Genomic DNA, 20,918 nt, shown 5'->3' with positions numbered 1-20,918 from the left:
CTCCCGCTGTCAGGCGATGTCGGCATCCAGGAGGCGCGCCAGCAGTTCCAGGACCGCGGCGCGATGCGCCACCAGATCCACACCGGTCCGATCGGCGTAGTACTCGTGCAGTTCCCGCAACGCGCCGAGCAGCGCGACACCGGTGAATTCCGGGTCGGTCAGCCGGAATTCACCGGCGGACACAGCCTCGGCGAGCAATTCCCGCACGGCCGGACGCAGCACGTTCACCGCATGGTTCACGACCCGGTGGTGCATGTCCCGGAACCGCTCCCCGTGCAGCATGTCGACCACACCGGGGACCGCATCGCGCGCGGCCACGGCGTAGCTGTGGTCGATGTAGGCCACCAGCCGATCCCGTGGCGACAGCGTCGCGTCCCGCAGGATCTCGAGGTGCCGCGCGCACAGCCGCTCCGCGTACACCTCGACCACCTCGGCGAACAGCTGATCCTTCGACCCGAAGTGGTGGTAGAAGCACCCCTTCGCCACCCCGAGCTCGCCGACGATCGCATCCACGGTGGTGGCGGCGTAGCCGCGCTCGGCGAAACCGCGAATCGCCGCGTCCACGATCTCCGCCTTGCGCACCTCGGGCTTCTTCACCTGTCGCATCACGCCTCCCGCCCCGCACTCTACCGACCGACCGTCGGTCTGTACATGGCCGAGACAGTACATGCCGAGACAGTGCCGCTGTGCCGTGGCGGCCCGTGCGGCTAGCCCGCGCCACCCTGGTCGGAGGGTTCGGCGTCGGGTTTGTGCGGCGCGGTGATGCGACCCCCAATTGCACCGCGACCATCCGGTGGCCTGGTGGATCTCGCGCGTCGATACCGCCGATTCCCACCAGGTGCCCAGTCCCGCGCCGTTGCCGACCGCGGCGAGCGCGGCCGCGGGCGAGAATCCCGCGACACCGAGCAGGTCGGGCCGGGGTGCGCGCAGTGCGGCGAGCAGCACCGTGGTCAGCACCTCGGCGACCTGGACCGCCGCGGCGAATCCGGCTTTGTCCAGCGTGACGGGGGTATCGGTGTACAGGTCAGGGACTTGAACGCGGGTCGAACCGCGCGGTCCGGCCATGCCCCACGGATAGCACCGCACAAGGGGGCTCCTCGTGCAGACAAGCGATTCCGACAGCTGCTTGGGCTCGGCTCCGGGGTCGGGAGGCGGCCCGGTTCAGCGGAAGAATTTCGCGTGTTCGAGGGCCCATTCCGCGTAGCTGAGCGGGTGGCGGCCGATGATCTCCGAGACCGACGGGGACTGGTCCAGGGTCCAGGCGATGAGTTCCTCGAGGTGGGTGGCGTATTCCTCGAGGGCGTAGAGGGTGACGTCGATGGCGCCGTCGGGCCAGCCGCGGTCGCGCCAGACGGCACGGCTTTCGTCGGGGGTGAGTTCGACGGTGGTGATGTCGCGGCCGAGGGCGTTGGCGATGAAGCGGATTCGGGACAGGGTGCTGATGGGCATGCCCACGGCCTCGAGGGTCATCCCCAGGTAGTCGTCGCTGCGCAAGGCCGCGGCCGCGACGGCGGCGAGGTCGTCCTCGTGGATGAACGGGTAGTGACCCGTGTTCAGGAATGCTTCGCGCACAACGCCTTCCGCGCGGATGGTGTCGGCCCAGTCCGAACCCGTGGCGGGATAGGTGCCTTCCAGGACCGAGCCCATGACGGCCGAAGGCCGGATATGGGTCCAGCCGATGCCGGAACGTTCGACGGCCTTCTCGATGGCCAGCCAGAACCAGGTCTCGCGCGGATAGGCCGCCTCGTACTCGGGTCCGTGCGAGGACAGCAGCACGATCTGGCCGACGTGCGCGGTGCGGGCGAGAGCGAGCGCGTCGTCGAGGGTGGCCGGATCGGCTCCGGTGAGGAAGACGGCGTCGACGCCGGTGAACGCGTCCCAGATCTCCAGCGGTCGGGTGATCGATCCGGAGATCAGCTCGACCGGGTGCGGCCAATCGTGCAATTGGTCGGACTCGGCGACGATGCGGACGCGCTCACCGGCGTCGAGCAGTTGCCGCGCGAGACTGCGTGCGATGATTCCGTAGGGGCTGCAGCCCTCGTTCTTGCGTGCGGCCCCGACGGTCAGCAGATGCAATCGTCCGGGCTCGTAACCGATTCCGCTCATGGCTGATACCTCTGTCGCATATCAACGGTGATCTTGCGCCTACTGCGAGGTTGCGGATCCGAACGGCAGCGATACTAACCCAGACCGCGCGCCGGCGAACTCAGCCCGGCGTCGCGGCGGTCTCCGCGAGATAGAAGGGCAGGCGATCGAAGATGAAGCGGCTCTGTGTGATTCGCCCGTTCTCCACCCGGATCAGCTCCGCGCCGGGAGCCGAGGGCACCGGAACCGAGGCGGTGTCGTACATGATCAGCGCGGTCGTCTCGTCACCGAAGGCGGCCAGCGGTCGCACACTGGTGACGGTATCGGCGAATGGTTCGAGGAACGCCCGGAAGGCGTCCGCGCCCCGAATTCGGCCCGCGGGCGTGTCGCAGACGATGTCGGCCGCGATGTAGGTCATGGCCTTGTCCATATCGTGCCCGGTCCAGGCGTCGAAGTAGGCGCGGGCCAGGTCGAGGGCGGGGCTGGTGTGCTGGTTCATATCGGTCACCTCGTGGTCGAATGGGAACTGTCGCTGGAATGGACACCGGCCACCGACGAAACGGACCGGTGCCAGAATGGCGACGTGACCGAGGCCCTCACGGCAGCCCGCTCCGGCGACCAGCGGGCGTTTCGCGAACTGACCGAACCGTATCGGCGCGAATTGCAGCTGCACTGCTACCGCCTGCTCGGTTCGTTCCAGGACGCCGAGGACGCCCTTCAGGAGACCCTGGTGGCGGCGTGGCGCGGGCTGGGGGAGTTCGAACAGCGGTCCTCGGTGCGCACCTGGCTCTACCGGATCGCCACCAACAGGTGCCTGAACACGCTGCGCACCGCACGGCGGCATCCGGTCGAACCACTGCCCTTCGAGGTGCCCGAGCCACCCGCGCACGATGCCGTCGGCTGGTTGCAGCCCTACCCGGACACCCTGCTCGACGGCGATCCGGCACTGCGCTATCAGCACCGCGAATCGGTGGAACTCGCCTTCATCGCCGCACTCCAGCAGCTGCCGCCCCGGCAGGCGGCCGTCCTGGTGCTGCGCGAGGTGCTGGAGTTCTCCGGTGCGGAGGCGGCCGAACTCCTCGGCACCAGTCCGACGGCGGTGAAGGCGGCTTTGCAGCGTGCCCGGGAAACTCTGGAGTCGGTGCGGCGCGGCCCCGCGGGACCGGCTCCCGCGCCCGGTTCGGCGGCCGAGCGGGCCTTGACCCGGCGCTTCGCCGACGCCTTCACCGATCGCGATGTCGATGCCGTCGTCGAACTGCTGACCGACGACGCCTGGCTGACCATGCCGCCCTGGCCGCATGCCTATGGAGGGCGTGCGGCGATCGCCGAATTCCTCCGGTACGTCCCGGCGTTCCGGCACGAGCACCCGATACGCCTGGTCGCCGTCCGGGCCAATACGCAGCCCGCCGTCGCGTGCTATTCCCTGCTTCCAGGAGCGTCGGAGTTTCGGGCGACCGGAATGCTGGTACTCGCCCTCGCGGCGAACGGCATTGCCGCACTCACTCATTTCCCACCCGAGGACGTCTTTCCACGCTTCGGGCTCCCCGTCTCATGGACCGACGGTCTCGCGGCGGCCGACGGCCGCGACTGTCGGTAACGACTTGTCGGAATGTCTGGATCGACTCAGACGGCCTGGGCTATCTGACAATTCGAGACCAAAGCTTCCCCAGACAGCTGCCGCCGCGGCTAGCGTGCCGCCCTACAGAGGTCGACCGCGTGGCGGGCTGGCAGGGCCGCCCGCGCAGGCCGCAGGCACCCACGGGAAGTACCAGTTGATGAGGTTCCGGAAATCCGCCATACGAACGTTGCTGTCCGCGTCGGTCGGGGTGGCCCTCGCCCCGTTCGCCCCGCCCGGACCGGCGGGGGCCGCGCCCGCCACGGCGGACCACTGCGGCAGATGGACGGCCAGCACCGTGGCGTCGGGGTACGGCATGCTGGAGAGCCTCGCTTTCGACGGGCGCGGCGGGCTGCTGCTCTCGGAACAGTCGGCCACCGGGACCGGCGGCGCGGTGCGCGAAATCGCCGCCGATGGGCAGCGCGGAACCCTGGTCGACGATATCGACGGGGTCGGAGAGTTGAGCATCGTCGGTGACACGCTCTACTACACGACCGGGCTGAGCCTGCAATCCAAGTTCGCCGCCGAACCCGGCGGGATCGAGTCGGTGGATCTGCACACCGGCGCGCGCCGCAGCGTCGCGGCCGGACTCGATATGCCGAACGGGCTGGCGCTGCTGCCCGGCGGCGACTTCGTGGTCACCAGCGATATGGGAGCCGACACCCGCATGACGCTGGTGCGCGCCGGGGCGGACGCGGGCCCGTTCTCCTCGGCGGTCACCTCCACCAACGGCCTGGCCTACGATCCGCGGCGGCATCGGCTGTTCGTATCCAGCACCTTCGACCCGGTCACCGTGATCGCGATGGTGGACCCGGATCGCCCGGAGGCGGCGACCATCATCGAACTGCCCGGGCCGGGTCCGCTCAACGCCGCCGATGGGGTGACGGTGGGGCCGGACGGATTCGTCTATGTCACTTACAGTCTGGGCGGCAAAGTGATCCGGGTGGATCCCGACCACGCCCGCTGGTGCACCGTGGCGGACGGTCTGCCGCTGTCGACGAGCGCCCGGTTCGGCTCCGGCCCCGGTTGGGACCCCAACTCACTGTACGTCACCAGCTATCTGGGCACTGTGACGCGACTGACACCGCACTGAGTCCGCACCCGCGTTTTGCCGCGTATGTGTGTGCTGATTTACATTGCGCGTCAGTACAGTTCACGTGATCGACGTGATTCGTCGTGGCACCCCGCGCTACTCGTGGGTACTATCGGGCTATCGCCGGAGATTAACTGTGGTGTAACGCTTTTCGAACGCGCTACACCTGGTCGGTTACCGGTGAACGATCGGGAGAGCAGGGTACCCGACGGGCGTGGGGCTCACGCCCGCTTTTCCATCACGGGTTCGATGAAGAACCGGGCTGGGGTGACTAGTCCCCTTATGCCGCAAGCATTCTCGGTGCCGTCACACGTCTGACCGCACCGGATTCCGCTGATGCGCGCTCACGAGGCGGCGCTTCGCGCTACGGACGCCGGGCAATGGAGCCGAGGTACGCAAAGTGTGCCGTGGCAGTCGCATGCATCGAGCCATCGATACATCGATTGTGCTGTCGTGCACCGTTTTTCACGTGGGGATAGATCTCGATGAGTGTGGACCCGACGGTATTGGAGCGAGTCCGGGAGCTGTTCCGGGGGCGCTTGAACGCGCCCGCGCTGGAACTGGACCGGCCCCTGCTCGAGTACGGCCTCGATTCGGTCCGTTCGGCCGAGTTGGTGATCGAACTCGAGCAGCTGTTCGGCATCGACATACCCGATGCGGATGCCGCCGCCTTGCGCACCACCCGCCAGGTGGCCGAATACGTCGCGGTCGAGCTGCGCAAAGCGAGCTGACATGGCCGATCCGAGTGATGTGTACGGCCGCTACGCCCGGCCCGAGATAACCCGGCTGCTCCGGGCCTTCCATCTCGACGCCGACTACCGCGCGGCCGAGTACGACACGCTGGTCCCCGCCACGCTGGATGGTGGCGGCGGCGTTGCCGCCCGCGCGGTACTCGATCTCGTGGGCGGACACGGGGCCGGACTGTTCGGCCACAACCATCCCGCCCTGATCCGCGCGGCGGAGACGGCATTGCAGGCACGGCGGCCGTTCGCGGTGCAGGGCAGTGTGCGCGCCGGCGCCGCCCGGCTGAGTGCGCGCCTGTCCGCCCTGGTCGGGGCATCGACGGGGGCCGAGTACGTGGTCACACTGGCGTCCACGGGAGCCGAGGCGGTGGAGGCCGCCGTCAAGCACGCCGCGCTGGAACGGTCGCGGTACCTGTCGGCCGTGCGGGCGGACCTGGAGCGGACCCTGCGCCGCGCCCGACGTGACGGTCTGGCCGGGCAACCGCTGCCCGCTCCGTGGGATGCATCGGTGGAATCCCTTCTCGCCCAATCGATCAGCGACGTGACAGCACTGCGGGAACGCGCACCGTTGTTCGTGGCGCTGACGCGATCCTTCCACGGGAAGACCGCCGCGGCGGCGGTGCTCACCGACCGGGCCGCCGACGACGGCCGCCCGCTGTTCGGACCCGAGGTGGTCCGGTTGGACGCCACCGCGCCGAGCACCCTCGAACTGTCTCTGGATGGCGAACGAATCACCTTCTGCGACATATCTTTCGGCCCATCCGGTGCGCCGGTGCCGACCGTCCGGCACGCGTCCCGGCTGGCGGCGTGTTTCGTCGAACCCGTGCAGGGCGAGGGCGGCGTGTACGAGCTGCCCGACGACGTGCTGCGCGCCGTCCGCGCCCTGGCCGATCGTCACCGGGCCGCCCTGGTCTTCGACGAGATCCAGAGCGGCATGGGCCGTACCGGCACCTTCCTGGCCGCCGAGCCCTCGGGTGTGCCCGCGGACTACTACCTGTTGTCCAAGGCGCTGGGCGGCGGTCTGGCCAAGCTTTCGGCGCTGCTGGTCCAGCGCGATCGGTATCTGCCCGAGTTCGGCAGACAGCACACCTCCACCTTCGCCGAGGACGACTACTCGTCCGAGATCGCCTGTACGGCACTGGATCTGATACCCGAACTGCTGCCGCGCATCGCCGCCACCGGTACCCGGCTGCGCGATCGGCTGCGCGCGGTGGCCGACCGCCGACCGGATGTCATCACCGGGGTGCGCGGGCGCGGGCTGCTGCTGGCGGTGGAACTGCGCCCGCCCCGACCGGCATCGCCCATACTGCGCGAGTTCCTGGACGAGGAATGGTTCGGGTATCTGGTCGCCGGACATCTCCTGCACCGGCACGGCATCCGGGTGCTGCCGACCCTGTCCGCCCCCGCCACGCTGCGGGTGCAGCCGTCGGCGTACCTCGGCGTCGCCGATATCGACCGCATCGCGACGGCCTTCGAGGCCGTGGCCGACCTGCTGCACCGCGCGGACTACGCGGCCCTGCTCGACCATCTCACCCGGCCCGCCGCGCATCCGACCCCGCTGCCCGCGCACACACCCGATCCCGAGCGCCGCTGCCCCGAGCCCGCCACCGCACTCGACGGCCCGCCGCGCGTCGCCTTCCTCGCCAATCTGGAACGCCCGGGGGATCTGCGGCTGCTGGCACCGGAGTTGGCCGCGTGGTCCGACCATCAGTGTGAGGCCCTGATGGAGCGGCTGCGCGGCGTGCTGCGGCCCTTCGAGGTCACCCGGCAACGCATCCGGTCGGTATCGGGGGCCGAAGTCGAGGTCGCCATGATCGCCGTGCCGTTCTCGGCACAGCAGGCCGTCACCATCCAGCGCGACGGCGAGGGCGCATGGCTGCGGGATGTGGTGTTCGACGCGGTGGATCTCGCGATCGGCGCGGGGGCCGGTGTGATCGGTCTGGGCGGCTACACCTCGATCGTCACCGACGCCGCCCGCGCCGTGGTGGAGGACACCGCCCGCATCACCTCCGGCAACTCGCTCACCGCCGCGTGCGCCTACGAGCTCATGCGCCGGGAGCTGGCGGCGCTGCCCGCCGGGGAGCGCCGCGTCGCCGTGGTCGGAGCCATCGGCAATATCGGGGCGGTCATGGCGGAACTACTACTCCCGCACGTCGATTCGCTACTGCTGGTGGGTCGGCGCGGTTCCGCGCGACGGCTGCGGGCCGTGGCCGAGCGGCTCGGCGATCCGGACCGGGTCGCGGTGCGCGAGGATATGACCGCGCTGCGCGACTGCCGCTTGATCGTCACCGCCACCAATGCGGCCACCCCGGTGCTCACGGCCGACCAGCTGCCCACCGACCACCCCGTCCTCGTCTACGACCTCGCGGTCCCGGGCGATGTGGATCCCGGTGCCGCCGCGCTGCCCGGGGTCACCGTGCTGTCCGGTGGCCGCATGCGCCTGCCGGACGATCAGGTCCCCGATTTCCCGGGCGCCAAGCTGCCGCCGGGCACCCTCTACGCCTGTATGGCCGAGACCATCGCCCTCGGCTTCGAACCGGACACGCCGAGCCCGTCCTACGGCGCGCTGACCGTCGCCGGGGTGCGGGCCGCGGCCGAGCTGGCGCGGCGGCAGCGGATCGTGCCCGCACCGCTCGCACCGCGAGGAGTCACCATGACCGTTCCCATGCTGTTGGGCGCACCCGACTTCCGGATCGAGGCCGCGGGCGGCAAGGCGGCCACCCTGCACGAACTCACCGCCGCCGGATTCCCGGTGCCGCCGGGCTTCGTGATTCCCGGCGACACCGATCCGGACCTGCTGACCGATGCCGAACTGGATGCGCTCATCGCGGCCGTCGGCGGCTACCCGGTGGCCGTGCGCTCCAGCGGGGTGCTCGAGGACCTCGACGACGCCAGCTTCGCCGGACAGTACGAGACCTACCTCGAGATCGGCGATCGGGACGCGCTGCGCCGCCGCATCGCCGACTGCCGGGCCTCGGCGCACAACGACCGGGTGCGCGGCTACCTGGAACGCCGCGGTTTCGATCCGGCCCGGGCGCGGGTGGCGGTGCTGGTGCAGCGCATGGTCGAATCCCGCACCGCCGGTGTGGGCTTCACCATCGACCCGATCACGGGCAGGGAGGAACACGCGGTCGTGGAGTGCTGCGCCGGGCTGGGGGAGCGCTTGGTGTCCGGACACGTGACACCGCTGCGGCTCACGGTCCGGCTGGTCGACGGCACGGTGGTGCAGCGCAGCGAGGGCGACGAACCGGTGCTACTGGATGGCGCCGAGATCGCCGAACTGACCCGAATGCTGGTGCGGGTCCAGGCATTCCGGCATCGACCGCAGGATGTGGAATGGGCCGTCGGAACGGACGGACGGCTGTGGCTGCTGCAATCGCGAGCCGTCACCGCCATCGCCTGGCGCACCGATATCGAACAGCTCACCGATGCCGACTTCCGTGACGGCGGCGTCTCCGCCCGCGTCTGCACCCCGCTCATGTTCTCGCTGTACGAGAACGCCTTCCAGGCGTCCATGCAGCGATTCTTCACCCGGCTGGGACTGCTCGACGACGAACCCGCCTGGATGGCCATGCACTACGGCCGCGCCTACTGGAACGTGGCGGCGGTGAAGCGGGCCTACGCGGGCGTGCCCGGCTACGACGAGCGCATCTTCGACGCCGATCTGGGCGTGAACGTGGACTACGGGCCGGACGGGCCGGACCGCACGCCCACGAACGCGCTGACGGTGGCCCGCGCGGTACCGACCGCGCTGGCACTGCGGCGGTTCACCACCGGGCAACTGACGGAGGTGGAGCGGTTCGCCGCCGGCTGGGAGGCCAAGTACGCGCGCTGGCGGGAGCGGGCGGCGCGACTGCCGAGCGTGGACACCGCGACCTTCACCGCGGAACTGGTGGACTGTCTGCTGTCGTTCCACGCCACCACCGAACGCGCCTACTTCACCACGATCTACCACAACACCACCGTCCAATCGGATTTCAAGACGCTGCTCGCCAAGGTCGACGCCGCCACCGGCGGCAGCACCCAGGTGCTGGCGCTCATCGGCGGGCTGGCCGAGGTGAGCCATATGGCCATGCAGCGCGGCATTGTCGGGCTGTACCGGGTGGCGGACGCCGAGGGCCTGGACGGTGAGGCGGGGCGGCGGGCGTTGCGGGAGTTCCTGGACGAACACGGCTTCCACGCCGATAGGGAATTGGATATCACCTGCCCGCGCTGGTCGGAGGAGCCCGCACGAGTTCGGGACATGATCGCGTCGATGCTCGCGGCCGGGACCCCGCCCGCCGATCCGGAGCGGTCGCTCACCGAGCAGCGGGCCCGCTTCGACGCCGAGGCGGCGGCCGTGCGGGCGCGAGTGCGCGCAGATCCGCGCACCCGGGTTCGCTTCGCGCGCAGCCTGGACCGGCAGCTGGCGCTGGCCCGCCGGTACCTGGTGGCGCGGGAGCTGATGCGGGACTTCTCCTCCCGCTGCTACGCCATCGTGCGCGCCTACGTGGTCGAGGCCGGGACACGGCTGCACGCCGCCGGAGCCCTCGCCGACCCGGCCGATGTGTACATGCTCGACATCCACGAGATCGCCGATCTGGCACAGGGTTTCCGCGGCGGTCACGAGCTGGCGGCGGCGATCCGGTACCGGCGGGCCATGTACGACGGCTACCGGGACCTGGTGCCGCCGCACGAACTCGGCCCCGGCGTGACGGTCTCGCACACCGAAGCCGGCGACGGCGTGCTCACCGGGCTGGGGTGCAGCGCGGGCGTGGTGGAAGGCCCCGCGCGGGTCATCGCATCACTCGCCGAGATCGCCGACCTGCGCCCCGGCGACATTCTCGTCACCCGGTTCACCGATCCCGGCTGGACCCCGGCGCTGGGCCTGGTGACCGGCGTCGTGACCGAGGTCGGCGGACTGCTCTCGCATGCCGCCGTCATCGGCCGCGAGTACGGCATCCCGGCCGTGCTCAATGTTCCCGGCGCCACCTCCGCCATTCGCTCCGGACAGCGGCTCCGGATCGACGGCGGCGCGGGCACCGTCACCCTGCTCGACACCGCCCCGCCCGAGCGGGTCGCGGATACCGCGCCCGCCACCCCACGTCCGGTAGCGGCGCTACCCGATCCGGGGTCGACACCCACTACGTCTCGCGCACGATCAGGAGGCGCTCTCATGACCGATCGAACCCACCCCGACCGCCCGGCGGTCCGGACGCTGTCGCCGCGCAAACGGATGATCTGCATCGCCGGCGGCGACGGCTCCGGAAAGACCACCCAGGTGGCGCGGCTGGCGAGCGTCTTCGAATCACAGGGGCAGACGGTGGCGGCGGTGACCATCTGGGATGCCTTCCTGGACCCCGCGGTGTCGGCCAAACTGCCGTTCGACCGACCCGACGCCATCTACGGCTACCTGAAGGTGCTCACCCCGCTCAGCCGGACCCATTTCCTCTATCACGCCATGCAATTGGCGCTCGATCTCGCCGCGCGGCGCGGTCCGGACGTCGTGCTCATGAACTCGTACTGGTACAAGTACTTCGCCACCGAGGTGGCGCACGGCGGCGATCCGGCGGTCCTGCGCGCGCTGGCATCCGGTTTCCCGGAGCCCGACCTCACCTTCCACCTGCGCATCAGCCCGCGGGACGCGTTGGCGCGCAAGCGTAAACGCAGCGACTACGAGAGCGGCTACGGCGACGAGCACGAATTCCTCGAGTTCCAGCAGCGCAGCCACGATGCCCTCGCGGGGCTGTCGGCCGAACTGGGCTGGACCGAACTGGACGGCACCGCCCCGGCCGGTGACATCACCACCACCATTCTCGAGCAGTTGCGGAGCACGGAGCAGTGAACGACAACCCCACCCGCCGCATCGCCCTGGTCGGCATCGACGGCTGCGGCAAATCCTCGGTGCTGGCGCGCCTGCGCGAGCTGGCCCCGCGCGACCGCGGCTTCGGCAGTATGACCTGCCCGGACTTCCACACCACCGCGAATGCCCCGCTGCATCGACTCTCGCAGCAGCTCAAGGCGTTCAGCGACGGCTGCGACGAGATCGGCAGCCTGGAGTGCAAGGCCATCGCGCTGTATCTCCAGATGACCCTGTTCGGGCCGGTCGAACGGTTCTTCGTGGACACCTTCGCACCGGACGTGCTGGTGTGCGAGCGGCATCCGCTCGTCGAAACACTGGTCTACGGGCCGTTCTACGTACTGCTCGCCGATCTGGACACCGATCCGCGCGCTCGCGAGGCGCAGGTGCGCGACGTGCTGGATCGGCACGCGCCCGGCACCCTCGACGACATCCTCGCCTGGTACGCGGGCGAGGCGGCGCGCCTGGGCACCGACCCCGATATCTGGAACCTGCTCGGTGAGGTGTCCACACTCGTTCAGCTGGAACCGGATGCGGCGGTACCGGCGTTCGCGCGGCGGTGCCGAACCAGCCTGCCGGATGCGGTGCTGTGGCTCGACGTGCCGCCCGAGCAGGCCGCCGCCCGCTGCGCCGCCCGGGTGGGCGGGGGCACGCGGGAATCCCACGAGACGCCGGAACTGCTGGCGGAACTGCGCAAGGGCTACCAGCGCGCGCAGCAGCTCCTCCCCGCGGCCTTTCCGGACCTGCGTTTCCACCGCATCGACACCGCCGACGGCGTGGACCTCGAGGAATCCGTGCGCCGCTGCGTCGAGGAAGGACGGCTGTTCGCATGACATCGACACAGGATTCGGTCGCGGCCCGGGTACGCGCCATCGTGGCCGAGGCGCTCTGGGTCGCGGCCGACGATCTGGAGGGCGGCACACCGCTCGTCGACTACGGATTGGACTCGCCGACCTCCATCGACCTCACCATGCGGCTCGAGGACGCCTTCGGGATCACCATTCCCGATGCCGTGGCGGCCCGGCTGGACACGGTGGACCGCATCGCCGAGCACGTCCGGGAGACCATCCGATGACCCGCACCGCCGCCGCACCCGCCGCCCTGCGGCCCCGACATCCGAGTATCGTGCACGCACTGCTCGACCATCTCACCGACGAGTCGCCTGCGGCTGACGAATCACACACGGCCCGAGTGGTTTTCGTCGCGGCACCGGGCGAATCCGAGGTACTGGACTATGCCGCCCTGGCCCGTGCGGCCCGGCGCAGCGCCGCCGCCCTGGCGGACTACGGCGTGCGCCCGGGTGATCGGGTCATGCTGTGCCTGCCCACCGGCACCGAGTTCATCACCGCGTTCTTCGGCGCGCAGCTGCTGGGCGCGATCCCGGTGGCGGTCGCGCCGCCGAGCGGTTTCGGCGGCCGCGGGCTGTTCGCGGACAAGTTCGCCCGGCTGGTCGCGTATCTGGCTCCCGCCGCGCTGGTGGCCGCCCCCGATGTGCTCGACGCGCTCGGCGCGCACCGGCCCACCGGAACGATCGTGGCGAACGGTGTGGACCTGCACGCGCGTGCGGTGACCGCGGGCGCGCCGGAGGCCGAGCCCCGGCTGCCCGACGGCTCCGATCCGGCATTCATCCAATGCACCTCGGGCTCCACCGGCATCCCGAAGGGCGTGGTGATCACCCACGCCAATCTCGCCGCCAACTGTGAGCAGATCACCCGCGTGTGCGGACTGGGACCCGGGGACAACTGGGCGGGCTGGCTGCCGCTCAACCACGATATGGGACTCATCGGCGGCACCCTGACCCCGCTGTTCGCGGGAGCGGGCGCGGTACTCATGCCGCCCAACCGCTTTCTGCGGGCACCGGCCGAGTGGCTGCGCAATGTCAGCGACTACGGCGGAACCGTCGCCGCCGCACCGAATTTCGGGTACGGCTACGCCGCGCTGCGAGTGCGCGACGAAGATCTCGACGGGGTCGACCTGTCGCGGTGGCGGTTCCTGTTCTGCGGGGCCGAGCCGATCCAGGCCGACACGCTGCGCCTGTTCACCGACCGCTTCGCGGCCTGGGGACTACCGCGCGACGCGGTGGTGCCCTGTTACGGCATGGCCGAGGCGTCACTGGCGATCACCGTGAACCGGCCGCGCGCGACCTTGCGCGTGGACACCGTCTCCCGGGACCGGCTGGCGATCGAGGCCCGCGTGGTCGACGTGCCCGCGGACGCCCCCGATGCGGTGCGGGTGGTGGACTGCGGTCCGGCGGTGCCCGGCACCGAGATCCGCGTCGTGGACGAGCGGGGACGGCCCTGCGCCGACAATGTGCTCGGCGCGGTGCAGTTCCGCGGGCCGTCCCGCACGCCGGGCTATTTCCAGCTGCCCGACGCCACGGCGGCCTGCGTGGTCGACGGGAGCTGGTGGGACACCGGCGATCTCGGCTATCTGCGGGACGGCGGGCTGCGGATCACCGGCCGCCGCAAGGACCTGATCATCATCCGCGGGGCCAACTACTTCCCCTCCGATTTCGAACAGGCCGCGCAGACCGTGCCCGGTGTCCGGCTGGGCGGGGTGGCGGCGGTCGGATACCGCACGGCCGACGCGCATTCCGAAGGTCTGCATCTGATCGTGGAAACCGACGTGGACACTGCCGAGCAGGACGCGCTGCGGCTGGCGATCCGATCCGCCGTCAGCTCCCGCACCGGCGTGCTGGCCGACGCGGTGCATCTGGTGCCGCCGCGCGCTCTGCCCAAGACCACCAGCGGCAAGATCCAGCGCGCGGCGGCCCGCGCGCGGTTCGTCGCCACCAAGGAGACACCGTGACCGCGCTGCTCGCCCGGGACACCGGCCGCCGCCTGCCCGGACCGTCCTACCGCCATCCGCTGGGTGCGTATCTCGACTATCGGCGCGACCCGTTGACGCTGTTCTACGAGCAGGCGTACGCGCACGGCGGCAGCGTGCGCATCCGGCTCGCCCACGAACAGCTGTATCTGCTGGTGGACCCCGACCACATTCGGCAGGTCATGATGACCAATGCCGACAACTACCGCAAAGGCATCAGCTATACGAGCCTGCACCATCTGCTCGGCCCCGGCCTGCTGGTGAGCGAGGGCGAGCTGTGGCAGCGGCAGCGAGCGCTCATCAAACCGGTCTTCCACCGCCGGCACGTTCTCGACGAGGTGCCGCTCATGGTGGAGTGCGGACAGCGCATGGCCGCGCGGCTGGACCGCCACGCCGATACCGGCGAGATCGTGGACCTGGTGCCGGAGGTGCTCGGCTTCGCCGCCGACGTGGTGTGCCGTGCGGTGCTCGGCGCGGACGTGGACGATGTGCTGCCGCAGATCGAGGACGATGTGCGCCACGGCGTGGACTGGGTCATGCGACACATGGCGGCACCCGTTCCGCTGCCGCCGTCGGTGCCGACCCCGGCCAATCGCGCGTTCGGGCAAGTGCTTTCGCGGCTGCACCGGGTGGTGGACGAGGTCATCGCCGGACACCGCACCGGCTCCGGCAGCCTGCTGGATCGGCTGTCGAGCGCGCGGGACGACGACGGGCACGCCATGGACGACACCCAGCTGCGCCACGAGGTGCTGACCTTCCTGCTCGCCGGGCACGAAACCACCGGCGGGGCCATCGCCTGGGCCGTGTACGAGCTGTGCCGCAATCGCACGGTGCTGCGCGATGTGGTGGACGAGATCGACGGGCGACTGGCGGGCGGCCCGCCGACCGCCGACGCCCTCACCGCCCTCGATCTGACCGGCCGCGCCCTCGACGAGGCCATGCGGCTGCATCCGCCCGCCTGGGCCTTCAGCCGCACCCCCGTGGCGGCCGACAGCTTCGACCGCTTCGACCTGCCCGCCGGATCGATCGTCGTGATCAGCCCGTTCGTGAATCAGCGCCTACCGCAGTTCTGGTCCGCGCCACTGGTTTTCGATCCCGACCGCTTCCTCCCGGCGGCCGCCCGGGACCGCTCGCCGTTCCACTACTTCCCGTTCGGCTGGGGCCCGCACCTGTGCGTGGGGCGGCATCTGGCGCTGGTCGAGGCCCGGGCGGGGCTGGCCATGCTGCTGTCCCGCTACGACATCGAACTCGCGGGCGGACTGCGGGTGCGGGAGAACCCGCAGATCTCCAATCTTCCCGATCCCGTGCTGGTGCGCCTGCGCCGCCGCACCACCGGAGGTGACCTGTGACCGCCGCCGAACTGGCCGCCGTCGCCGACGCGACCGCCGCCGCCCGACTGGACCCGGCCCTCATCGGGCACAAGGCCGCCAACCTGGCCTGGCTGCACCGGCACGGGTATCGGGTACCGGCCTTCTGTGTGCTCACCACCGCGGCCTGCGCCCGCATTCTCGAACCGGTGCGCGACGAGCTCGACGCGCTGCTCGGTGCGCTCGATGCCGAGGATCCGAAGTCGTTGCGCGACACCGCCGATGCTATCGCGGAGCTGGTGACCGCGCTGTCGCTGCCCGACGATCTCGCCGCCGACCTGCACCGGCGGCTCACCGAGCTCGAGGGGGCGGGTCGGCTGGCGGTGCGGTCGTCGGCGCGGGGCGAGGATTCGGCCATCGACTCCTTCGCCGGACAGCTCGACACCCTGCTCAATGTCGCGCCCGAGGCGGTACCGGATGCCGTGCTGGCCTGTCTGGCGTCGGCGTACTCACAGCGGGCGCTGTTCTATCGCGTGCGGCGCGGATTGGGCAATGCCATCGCCGACACGGCGGTCATCGTGCAGACACTGGTGGACAGCGCCACCGCCGGAGTGGTGTTCAGCTGCAATCCGCGCAATGGCGATCCAGGCGAGGCCGTGGTCTCAGCGGGCCTGGGGCTGGGGGAGGGCGTGGTCTCCGGAACCGTGGACTGCGACACCTACTTCGTCGACACCCGCTCCCGCACCGTCACCGCCCGCAGCATCGGCGAGAAGTCCAGCGCGGTCCTGCCGACGGCGGACGGCACCGCGGTCACCGCCGTGCCGCCGGTCGACGCACCGGCCCTCACCGACGCCCAGGTGCTCGAACTCACCGGGCTGGCGGTGGAGCTGGCCGAGCGGTTGGACGCCCCGCAGGACGTGGAATGGGCCATCGACCGCGCGGGCCGAATCCACCTGCTGCAAACGCGGCCGGTCACCGCGACCGGCGCGCAGGAGACCATCTTCGACAACGTCAATGTGGCCGAGTCCTATCCGGGCGTATCCAGTCCACTGACCTTCTCGATCGTGCGGCTGGCCTACGAGCAGGTGTTCCGGGTCTGCCACCGGGATTTCGGCGCACGACGCGCGACCGTGCGCGCCGGTGCCGCCGATCTCTACCCGTATCTGGTGGGCACCTGGCACGGCCGGATCTACTACAACATCAGCAACTGGTATCGGCTGTTCCTCCGGATTCCCGGCCTGGACTTCGCCATCGAGGGCTGGGAGGCCGCGCTCGGCATCGAGAACCGCTACCGGCGGCCCGCACCACCGGCGGGCGCCTGGGCTCGCGCCCGCACCCTGCTGCTGCGTGCGCGAGTCGTGCTGATACTGCTGCTCGGCTGGTTCCGGCTGCCGCGCCGACTGGCGCACTTCTTCACCGAACTCGACCGGTTCCGCGCCGATCTCGACCACCGCCTCGACCCGGCCACCCCGGATCGGGAGCGCACCCCGCACGCACTGCTGACCTGGCTCGACCGCGTGATCAGTGATCTGGTTCCCGCCTACGCGGTGCAGATCTTCAACGACTTCATCGCCCAGCAACTGTTCCACGCGCTCGGAAAACTGTTGCAGGACAGTGGTGTCGACAATCCGGACACCCTGCGCAACGAACTGTTCTGCGGCGAGGAGGGCGTGGACAGCGTCGAACCGGTGCGCTCGGCACTGGCGCTGGCCACCCGCGCGGCCGCCGATCCCGCCCTGCGCGCGCTGATCGACAGCGATCGGGACCCGGCGCGGGTGTGGGCGGAGCTGCACGACGACGCCCACACCGAGTTCCTGGCCGCCTACCGTGCGCATCTGGCGGCCTACGGCGACCGCACCGTGGACGAACTGAAATTGGAGACGGACTCGCTGGAACAGCATCCGGAGAAGCTGATTCCGGTGCTGCGCAACTATATTCGCCGCGATATCGACTTCCGGACCATGACCGCCGAGGAACGGCGCATCCGCCGGGAGGCGGAGGTGCGGCTGCGCCGCGCCCTGCGCGGCCGACCCCTGCGGTGGCTGCTCGTGCGCCTGGTGCTGGCCCAGGCCCGCGCCACGGTGAAGCAGCGCGAGAATATGCGCCTGGGGCGCAGCCGCTGCTTCGGCATGGTCAAGCGGGTGTTCCGCGTATTGGGGACACAGCTGCACGAGGCCGGGCTGCTCGACGAACCGCGCGATGTCTTCTATCTCACCTACGAGGAGATCGCCGCCCTCACCCGCGGCACCTCCGTCACCGCCCAGCCCCGCGACCTGGTGGCCGCCCGCACACGCGACCACGAGATCTGGCGGGCGCAGGCGGCTCCCTCGCGCATCGTCACCGCCGGAATCGCGGCCGCGCACACGCCCGAACCGGAATTCCTGGCCTTCGACGACGCGGCCGTCCTCACCGGAATCGGCTGCGCGCCGGGCCGGGTCCAGGCACCGGCGCTGGTGCTGCCCGAACCCGACACCGCCGCCGTCACCGACGGCCGAGTGCTGGTGGCCGCCACCACCGACCCGGGCTGGGTGTTCCTCATGGTGGCCGCGGGCGGGCTGGTCAGTGAGAAGGGCAGCCTGCTCTCGCACACCGCCATCATCGGCCGCGAACTCGGCATCCCCACCGTGGTCGGCGTGCCGCAGGCGACCCGGCGCATCGCCGACGGCGACACCGTGATGCTCGACGGCCACGCGGGCACCGTCACGCTCATCGCACGAAAGGGTTCCGCATGACCTCGCTCGACTCCCACCCCACCGGACATGCCGAGAACTTCACCCTGGAGCACTATCTCGACACCGACGCCCACTCCTTCGACCAGCGTTTCGAACACTTCCGCCCCTATGTGGAGCGGGTGCGCGGCATGGGATTCGTCCTGCGCGAGATCACCGGCCCCGCCGGACCCGTGGTGCGGGCGCGGGACCCGGAGACGGGGGACATCCGCGAGGTGATCATGCTGGGGTCCAACAACTATCTGGGCCTGGCCGACGAACCGGAGATCATCGAGGCGGCGGTGGCCGCCACCCGGAAGTACGGAATCGGCTGCGGCGGCCCGCCATTGCTCAATGGCACCACATCGCTCCATCTCGAGCTCGAGCAGCGGCTCGCGGCGGTGAAGGGCTGCGAGTCGGCCATGCTCTTCTCCTCCGGATTCGCCGCCAATGTCGGCTGGGTGACCGGCCTGCTGCGCAGCGGCGACATCCTGATCTACGACGAGCAGAACCACGCCAGCCTCTACGACGGCATCCAACTGGGCCGAGTGCGGTCGATGGCCTTCGACCACAACGACCTCGACCATCTGCGCTACCGGCTCATGCAGGTGCGCTGGCGCAATCCGGGCGCGAATGTGGTGGTCGCCGTGGAGGGCGTCTACTCCATGGACGGCGATATCGCACCGCTGCCCGAAATCCGTTCTCTCTGTGACGATTTCGGCGCACTGCTGGCCGTGGACGATGCACACGGAACGGGGGTGCTCGGCGCCCGCGGGCACGGCGCGGCCGAACATTTCGGGCTCGACGGCGGGGTCGACATCGCCATGGGCACCTTCTCGAAGGTGTTCGCCACCACCGGCGGTTTCGTGGCTGGCAGCAGGGCGCTGGTGGATTCGCTGCGCTTCTTCGCCCGCTCCTACATGTTCTCCGCGTCGCTGTCGCCCGCCGTGGTCGCCTCGGTGCTGGCCGGGATCGACTTCATCGAGGCCCACCCGGAACGGGTGGCGGCCCTGCACGCCAATACCGCCTACTTCGCGGCGGCGCTGCGGCGGCGCGGGTTCGCGGTGGACCCGGTGACGGCGATCGTGCCCGTCATCCTGCCCGCAACCGTGCCGGTCGCCGAGGTGGTGGCCGCGCTGCACCGGGCGGGCGTCTTCGTCAACGGTGTCGAATTCCCGGCGGTGCCACGGGATCTGCAACGGCTGCGGATCTCCATGATGGCCACGCTGAGCACCGAGCACCTGGATGTCGCCGTCGACCGGATCGACGCGGTGGCGCGCCGGTTCGGCTTCCACCCCGACCAGATCGGAGCCTCCCGATGACCGACGCCCTCATCGCGGCGGGCGGCACGCCCGCCGAACGGCTGCTGGTGCTCGCCGCCCTGGCCGCGCCCACCGATGCCGAGCGCGCCCAGTTGCGCGACCTGGCCCGCGGGGAGATGGACTGGGTGGAGGTGCTGCATCTGGCGCGGCGCAATGCGACCGTGCCGCTGGTGCAGCGTCGGCTCACCGCCGAGGGCCTGTTCGACCGGGTGCCGCTGGCGGGTGCGTTCCAGGCCATCTCCGACGAGATCGCGGCGGCCAGCGAACGGCGGCTGGTGGGGGCCAAGGAGCTGCTGCGGCGGTTCGACACGGCCGGTATTCGCTGCGTCGTGCTCAAGGGCATGCTGTTCGCGTCCGAGGTCTACGGCGACCCGTACTACAAGCGCATGAACGATATCGACATTCTGCTCGATATCGAGCAGGTCGACGCCGCCGTCGAGATCTACCGGGATCTCGGCATGTTCAGCGTCTCGGAACTGCTGGGCAAGGAACCCCGGGTGCGCGAGCGGCGTTCGCACCATCTGCCGTCGTTCGTCTCCCGCGACGGCGCGCTGGTGGTGGGCACCCACTGGGGGCTCATCACGCCGCTCGCGCCGTACGCCATCGACTACGCCGCCATCTGGAAGCGGGTGCGGCCCATCGACTTCCACGGTGTCCCGGCCTGGGCCATGGCGCACGAGGACAATCTGCACCACCTGTGCGTCCACCTGCCGTACTACAAGACCGGGGTGCGCGAGCTCGCCGACATCTGGAATCTGGTGCGCCACGCGGGCGACAACCTGGACTACGGCCTGGTGCGGGCGGCGGTCACCGCCGCCGGATCGCACAATCTCGTCTATCACGCGCTGTCGCTGACCCAGCGGCTCGTGCCGGACGAGCGGATCGCCGCGCTGGTGGCGTGGACGCGCCCGCACACCGACCGCTTCTACCGCTACGACGTCGACCGCAAGACCCGCGACATCCACACGCTGCTGCGCAGCCGGTCCACGCACACCGCCACCATCGAGAAGGCGTATCTGGAGTTCAACGCCACCCAGGCGCTGGGGGAGAAGGTGGCCCGGTTCGCGGCGCTGTGGCGCAATCTGCTGCTCGTGCCCGGTGACGAGGCGGCGCGGATGAGTTCGCTGCGCACCGACAACCCGCTGTCGCGGGCCGGGGCGCGGGTGGCCGCGCCCTACCGGCTCACCCGGGTGTTCCAGCGCGACCTGGGTCGATGGCTGTTTCCGGCCGCGCTGGCCAAGACCGTCGCCGATCTCGGGGTCAGCGCCGCGCGCACGGTGCGCGGATCCACCGGCGACACCGTCGATCTGGCCGCGTTCGCCGCTCGGGTGGGTATGACCCCCGCACAGCTGCGGGCGGTCGCGGACAGTCAGGAGTGAG

15 protein-coding genes are annotated in these 20,918 nt (G+C 70.3%); 11 read left to right on the top strand and 4 right to left on the bottom strand.

Features of this window, described 5'->3' with window-relative positions; translation table 11 throughout:
• Positions 1–9 precede the first annotated feature (9 nt).
• The 3 genes from QJS31_RS21810 to QJS31_RS21800 form a co-directional block, all read right to left on the bottom strand.
• Positions 10–1,086 (bottom strand): TetR/AcrR family transcriptional regulator, encoded by a 1,077-nt coding sequence (locus tag QJS31_RS21810; protein WP_306357563.1) that lies wholly within the window; start codon positions 1,084–1,086, stop codon positions 10–12.
• A gap of 75 nt (positions 1,087–1,161) precedes the next feature.
• Entirely contained in the window at positions 1,162–2,106 is a 945-nt protein-coding gene (locus tag QJS31_RS21805; protein ID WP_282785415.1) for an SDR family oxidoreductase, read from the bottom strand.
• Positions 2,107–2,206: 100 nt separating this feature from the next.
• Positions 2,207–2,584, bottom strand: coding sequence for a nuclear transport factor 2 family protein (locus tag QJS31_RS21800; RefSeq protein ID WP_282785414.1), 378 nt, complete (start codon positions 2,582–2,584; stop codon positions 2,207–2,209).
• Between the two features lie 84 nt (positions 2,585–2,668).
• Between QJS31_RS21800 and QJS31_RS21795 the strand changes: the two genes are divergently transcribed.
• Entirely contained in the window at positions 2,669–3,682 is a 1,014-nt protein-coding gene (locus QJS31_RS21795) for an RNA polymerase subunit sigma-70 (protein WP_282785413.1), read from the top strand.
• A 102-nt stretch (positions 3,683–3,784) separates the two neighbouring features.
• On the opposite strand, the gene QJS31_RS21790 is transcribed toward QJS31_RS21795, so the two are convergent.
• Entirely contained in the window at positions 3,785–4,018 is a 234-nt protein-coding gene (locus QJS31_RS21790) for a hypothetical protein (RefSeq protein WP_282785412.1), read from the bottom strand.
• Here QJS31_RS21790 and QJS31_RS21785 point away from each other — a divergent pair.
• The 10 genes from QJS31_RS21785 (at position 4,017) to QJS31_RS21740 (ending at position 20,917) form a co-directional block, all read left to right on the top strand.
• Positions 4,017–4,793 carry an SMP-30/gluconolactonase/LRE family protein gene (locus QJS31_RS21785; RefSeq protein ID WP_306357562.1) on the top strand — a complete coding sequence of 259 codons (777 nt, stop codon included), beginning with the start codon at positions 4,017–4,019 and terminating at the stop codon, positions 4,791–4,793. The genes QJS31_RS21790 and QJS31_RS21785 overlap by 2 nt on opposite strands.
• 485 nt (positions 4,794–5,278) lie before the next feature.
• Positions 5,279–5,524, top strand: a complete 246-nt coding sequence (locus QJS31_RS21780) for an acyl carrier protein (protein WP_039814248.1) — start codon at positions 5,279–5,281, stop codon at positions 5,522–5,524.
• Position 5,525: 1 nt separating this feature from the next.
• Positions 5,526–11,360, top strand: a complete 5,835-nt coding sequence (locus QJS31_RS21775) for an aminotransferase class III-fold pyridoxal phosphate-dependent enzyme (RefSeq protein WP_306357561.1) — start codon at positions 5,526–5,528, stop codon at positions 11,358–11,360.
• Positions 11,357–12,208: a hypothetical protein gene (locus QJS31_RS21770; protein ID WP_306357560.1), complete on the top strand. Its 852-nt coding sequence runs from the start codon at positions 11,357–11,359 to the stop codon at positions 12,206–12,208. The genes QJS31_RS21775 and QJS31_RS21770 overlap by 4 nt, the downstream gene beginning before the upstream one ends.
• On the top strand, positions 12,205–12,450 hold the full coding sequence (locus tag QJS31_RS21765) for an acyl carrier protein (RefSeq protein WP_282778527.1): 246 nt from the start codon (positions 12,205–12,207) through the stop codon (positions 12,448–12,450). Before QJS31_RS21770 ends, QJS31_RS21765 begins: the two co-directional genes overlap by 4 nt.
• Positions 12,447–14,183, top strand: a complete 1,737-nt coding sequence (locus QJS31_RS21760; protein WP_306357559.1) for a fatty acyl-AMP ligase — start codon at positions 12,447–12,449, stop codon at positions 14,181–14,183. The genes QJS31_RS21765 and QJS31_RS21760 overlap by 4 nt, the downstream gene beginning before the upstream one ends.
• The gene (locus tag QJS31_RS21755) at positions 14,180–15,550 is read left to right on the top strand and encodes a cytochrome P450 (RefSeq protein WP_306357558.1); all 1,371 of its coding nucleotides are present in this window, start codon (positions 14,180–14,182) and stop codon (positions 15,548–15,550) included. Before QJS31_RS21760 ends, QJS31_RS21755 begins: the two co-directional genes overlap by 4 nt.
• On the top strand, positions 15,547–18,240 hold the full coding sequence (locus QJS31_RS21750) for a PEP/pyruvate-binding domain-containing protein (RefSeq protein ID WP_306357557.1): 2,694 nt from the start codon (positions 15,547–15,549) through the stop codon (positions 18,238–18,240). The genes QJS31_RS21755 and QJS31_RS21750 overlap by 4 nt, the downstream gene beginning before the upstream one ends.
• Entirely contained in the window at positions 18,237–19,538 is a 1,302-nt protein-coding gene (locus QJS31_RS21745) for a pyridoxal phosphate-dependent aminotransferase family protein (RefSeq protein ID WP_306357556.1), read from the top strand. Before QJS31_RS21750 ends, QJS31_RS21745 begins: the two co-directional genes overlap by 4 nt.
• On the top strand, positions 19,535–20,917 hold the full coding sequence (locus QJS31_RS21740; protein WP_306357555.1) for a nucleotidyltransferase family protein: 1,383 nt from the start codon (positions 19,535–19,537) through the stop codon (positions 20,915–20,917). Before QJS31_RS21745 ends, QJS31_RS21740 begins: the two co-directional genes overlap by 4 nt.
• Position 20,918: the final 1 nt, after the last annotated feature.

Origin of the sequence: Nocardia sp. CC213A (assembly GCF_030766805.1) — a bacterium.
Taxonomy (GTDB): domain Bacteria; phylum Actinomycetota; class Actinomycetes; order Mycobacteriales; family Mycobacteriaceae; genus Nocardia; species Nocardia otitidiscaviarum.
Note: the sequence above shows the minus strand (reverse complement) of the source record. Positions and strands in the feature narration are given on the sequence as shown.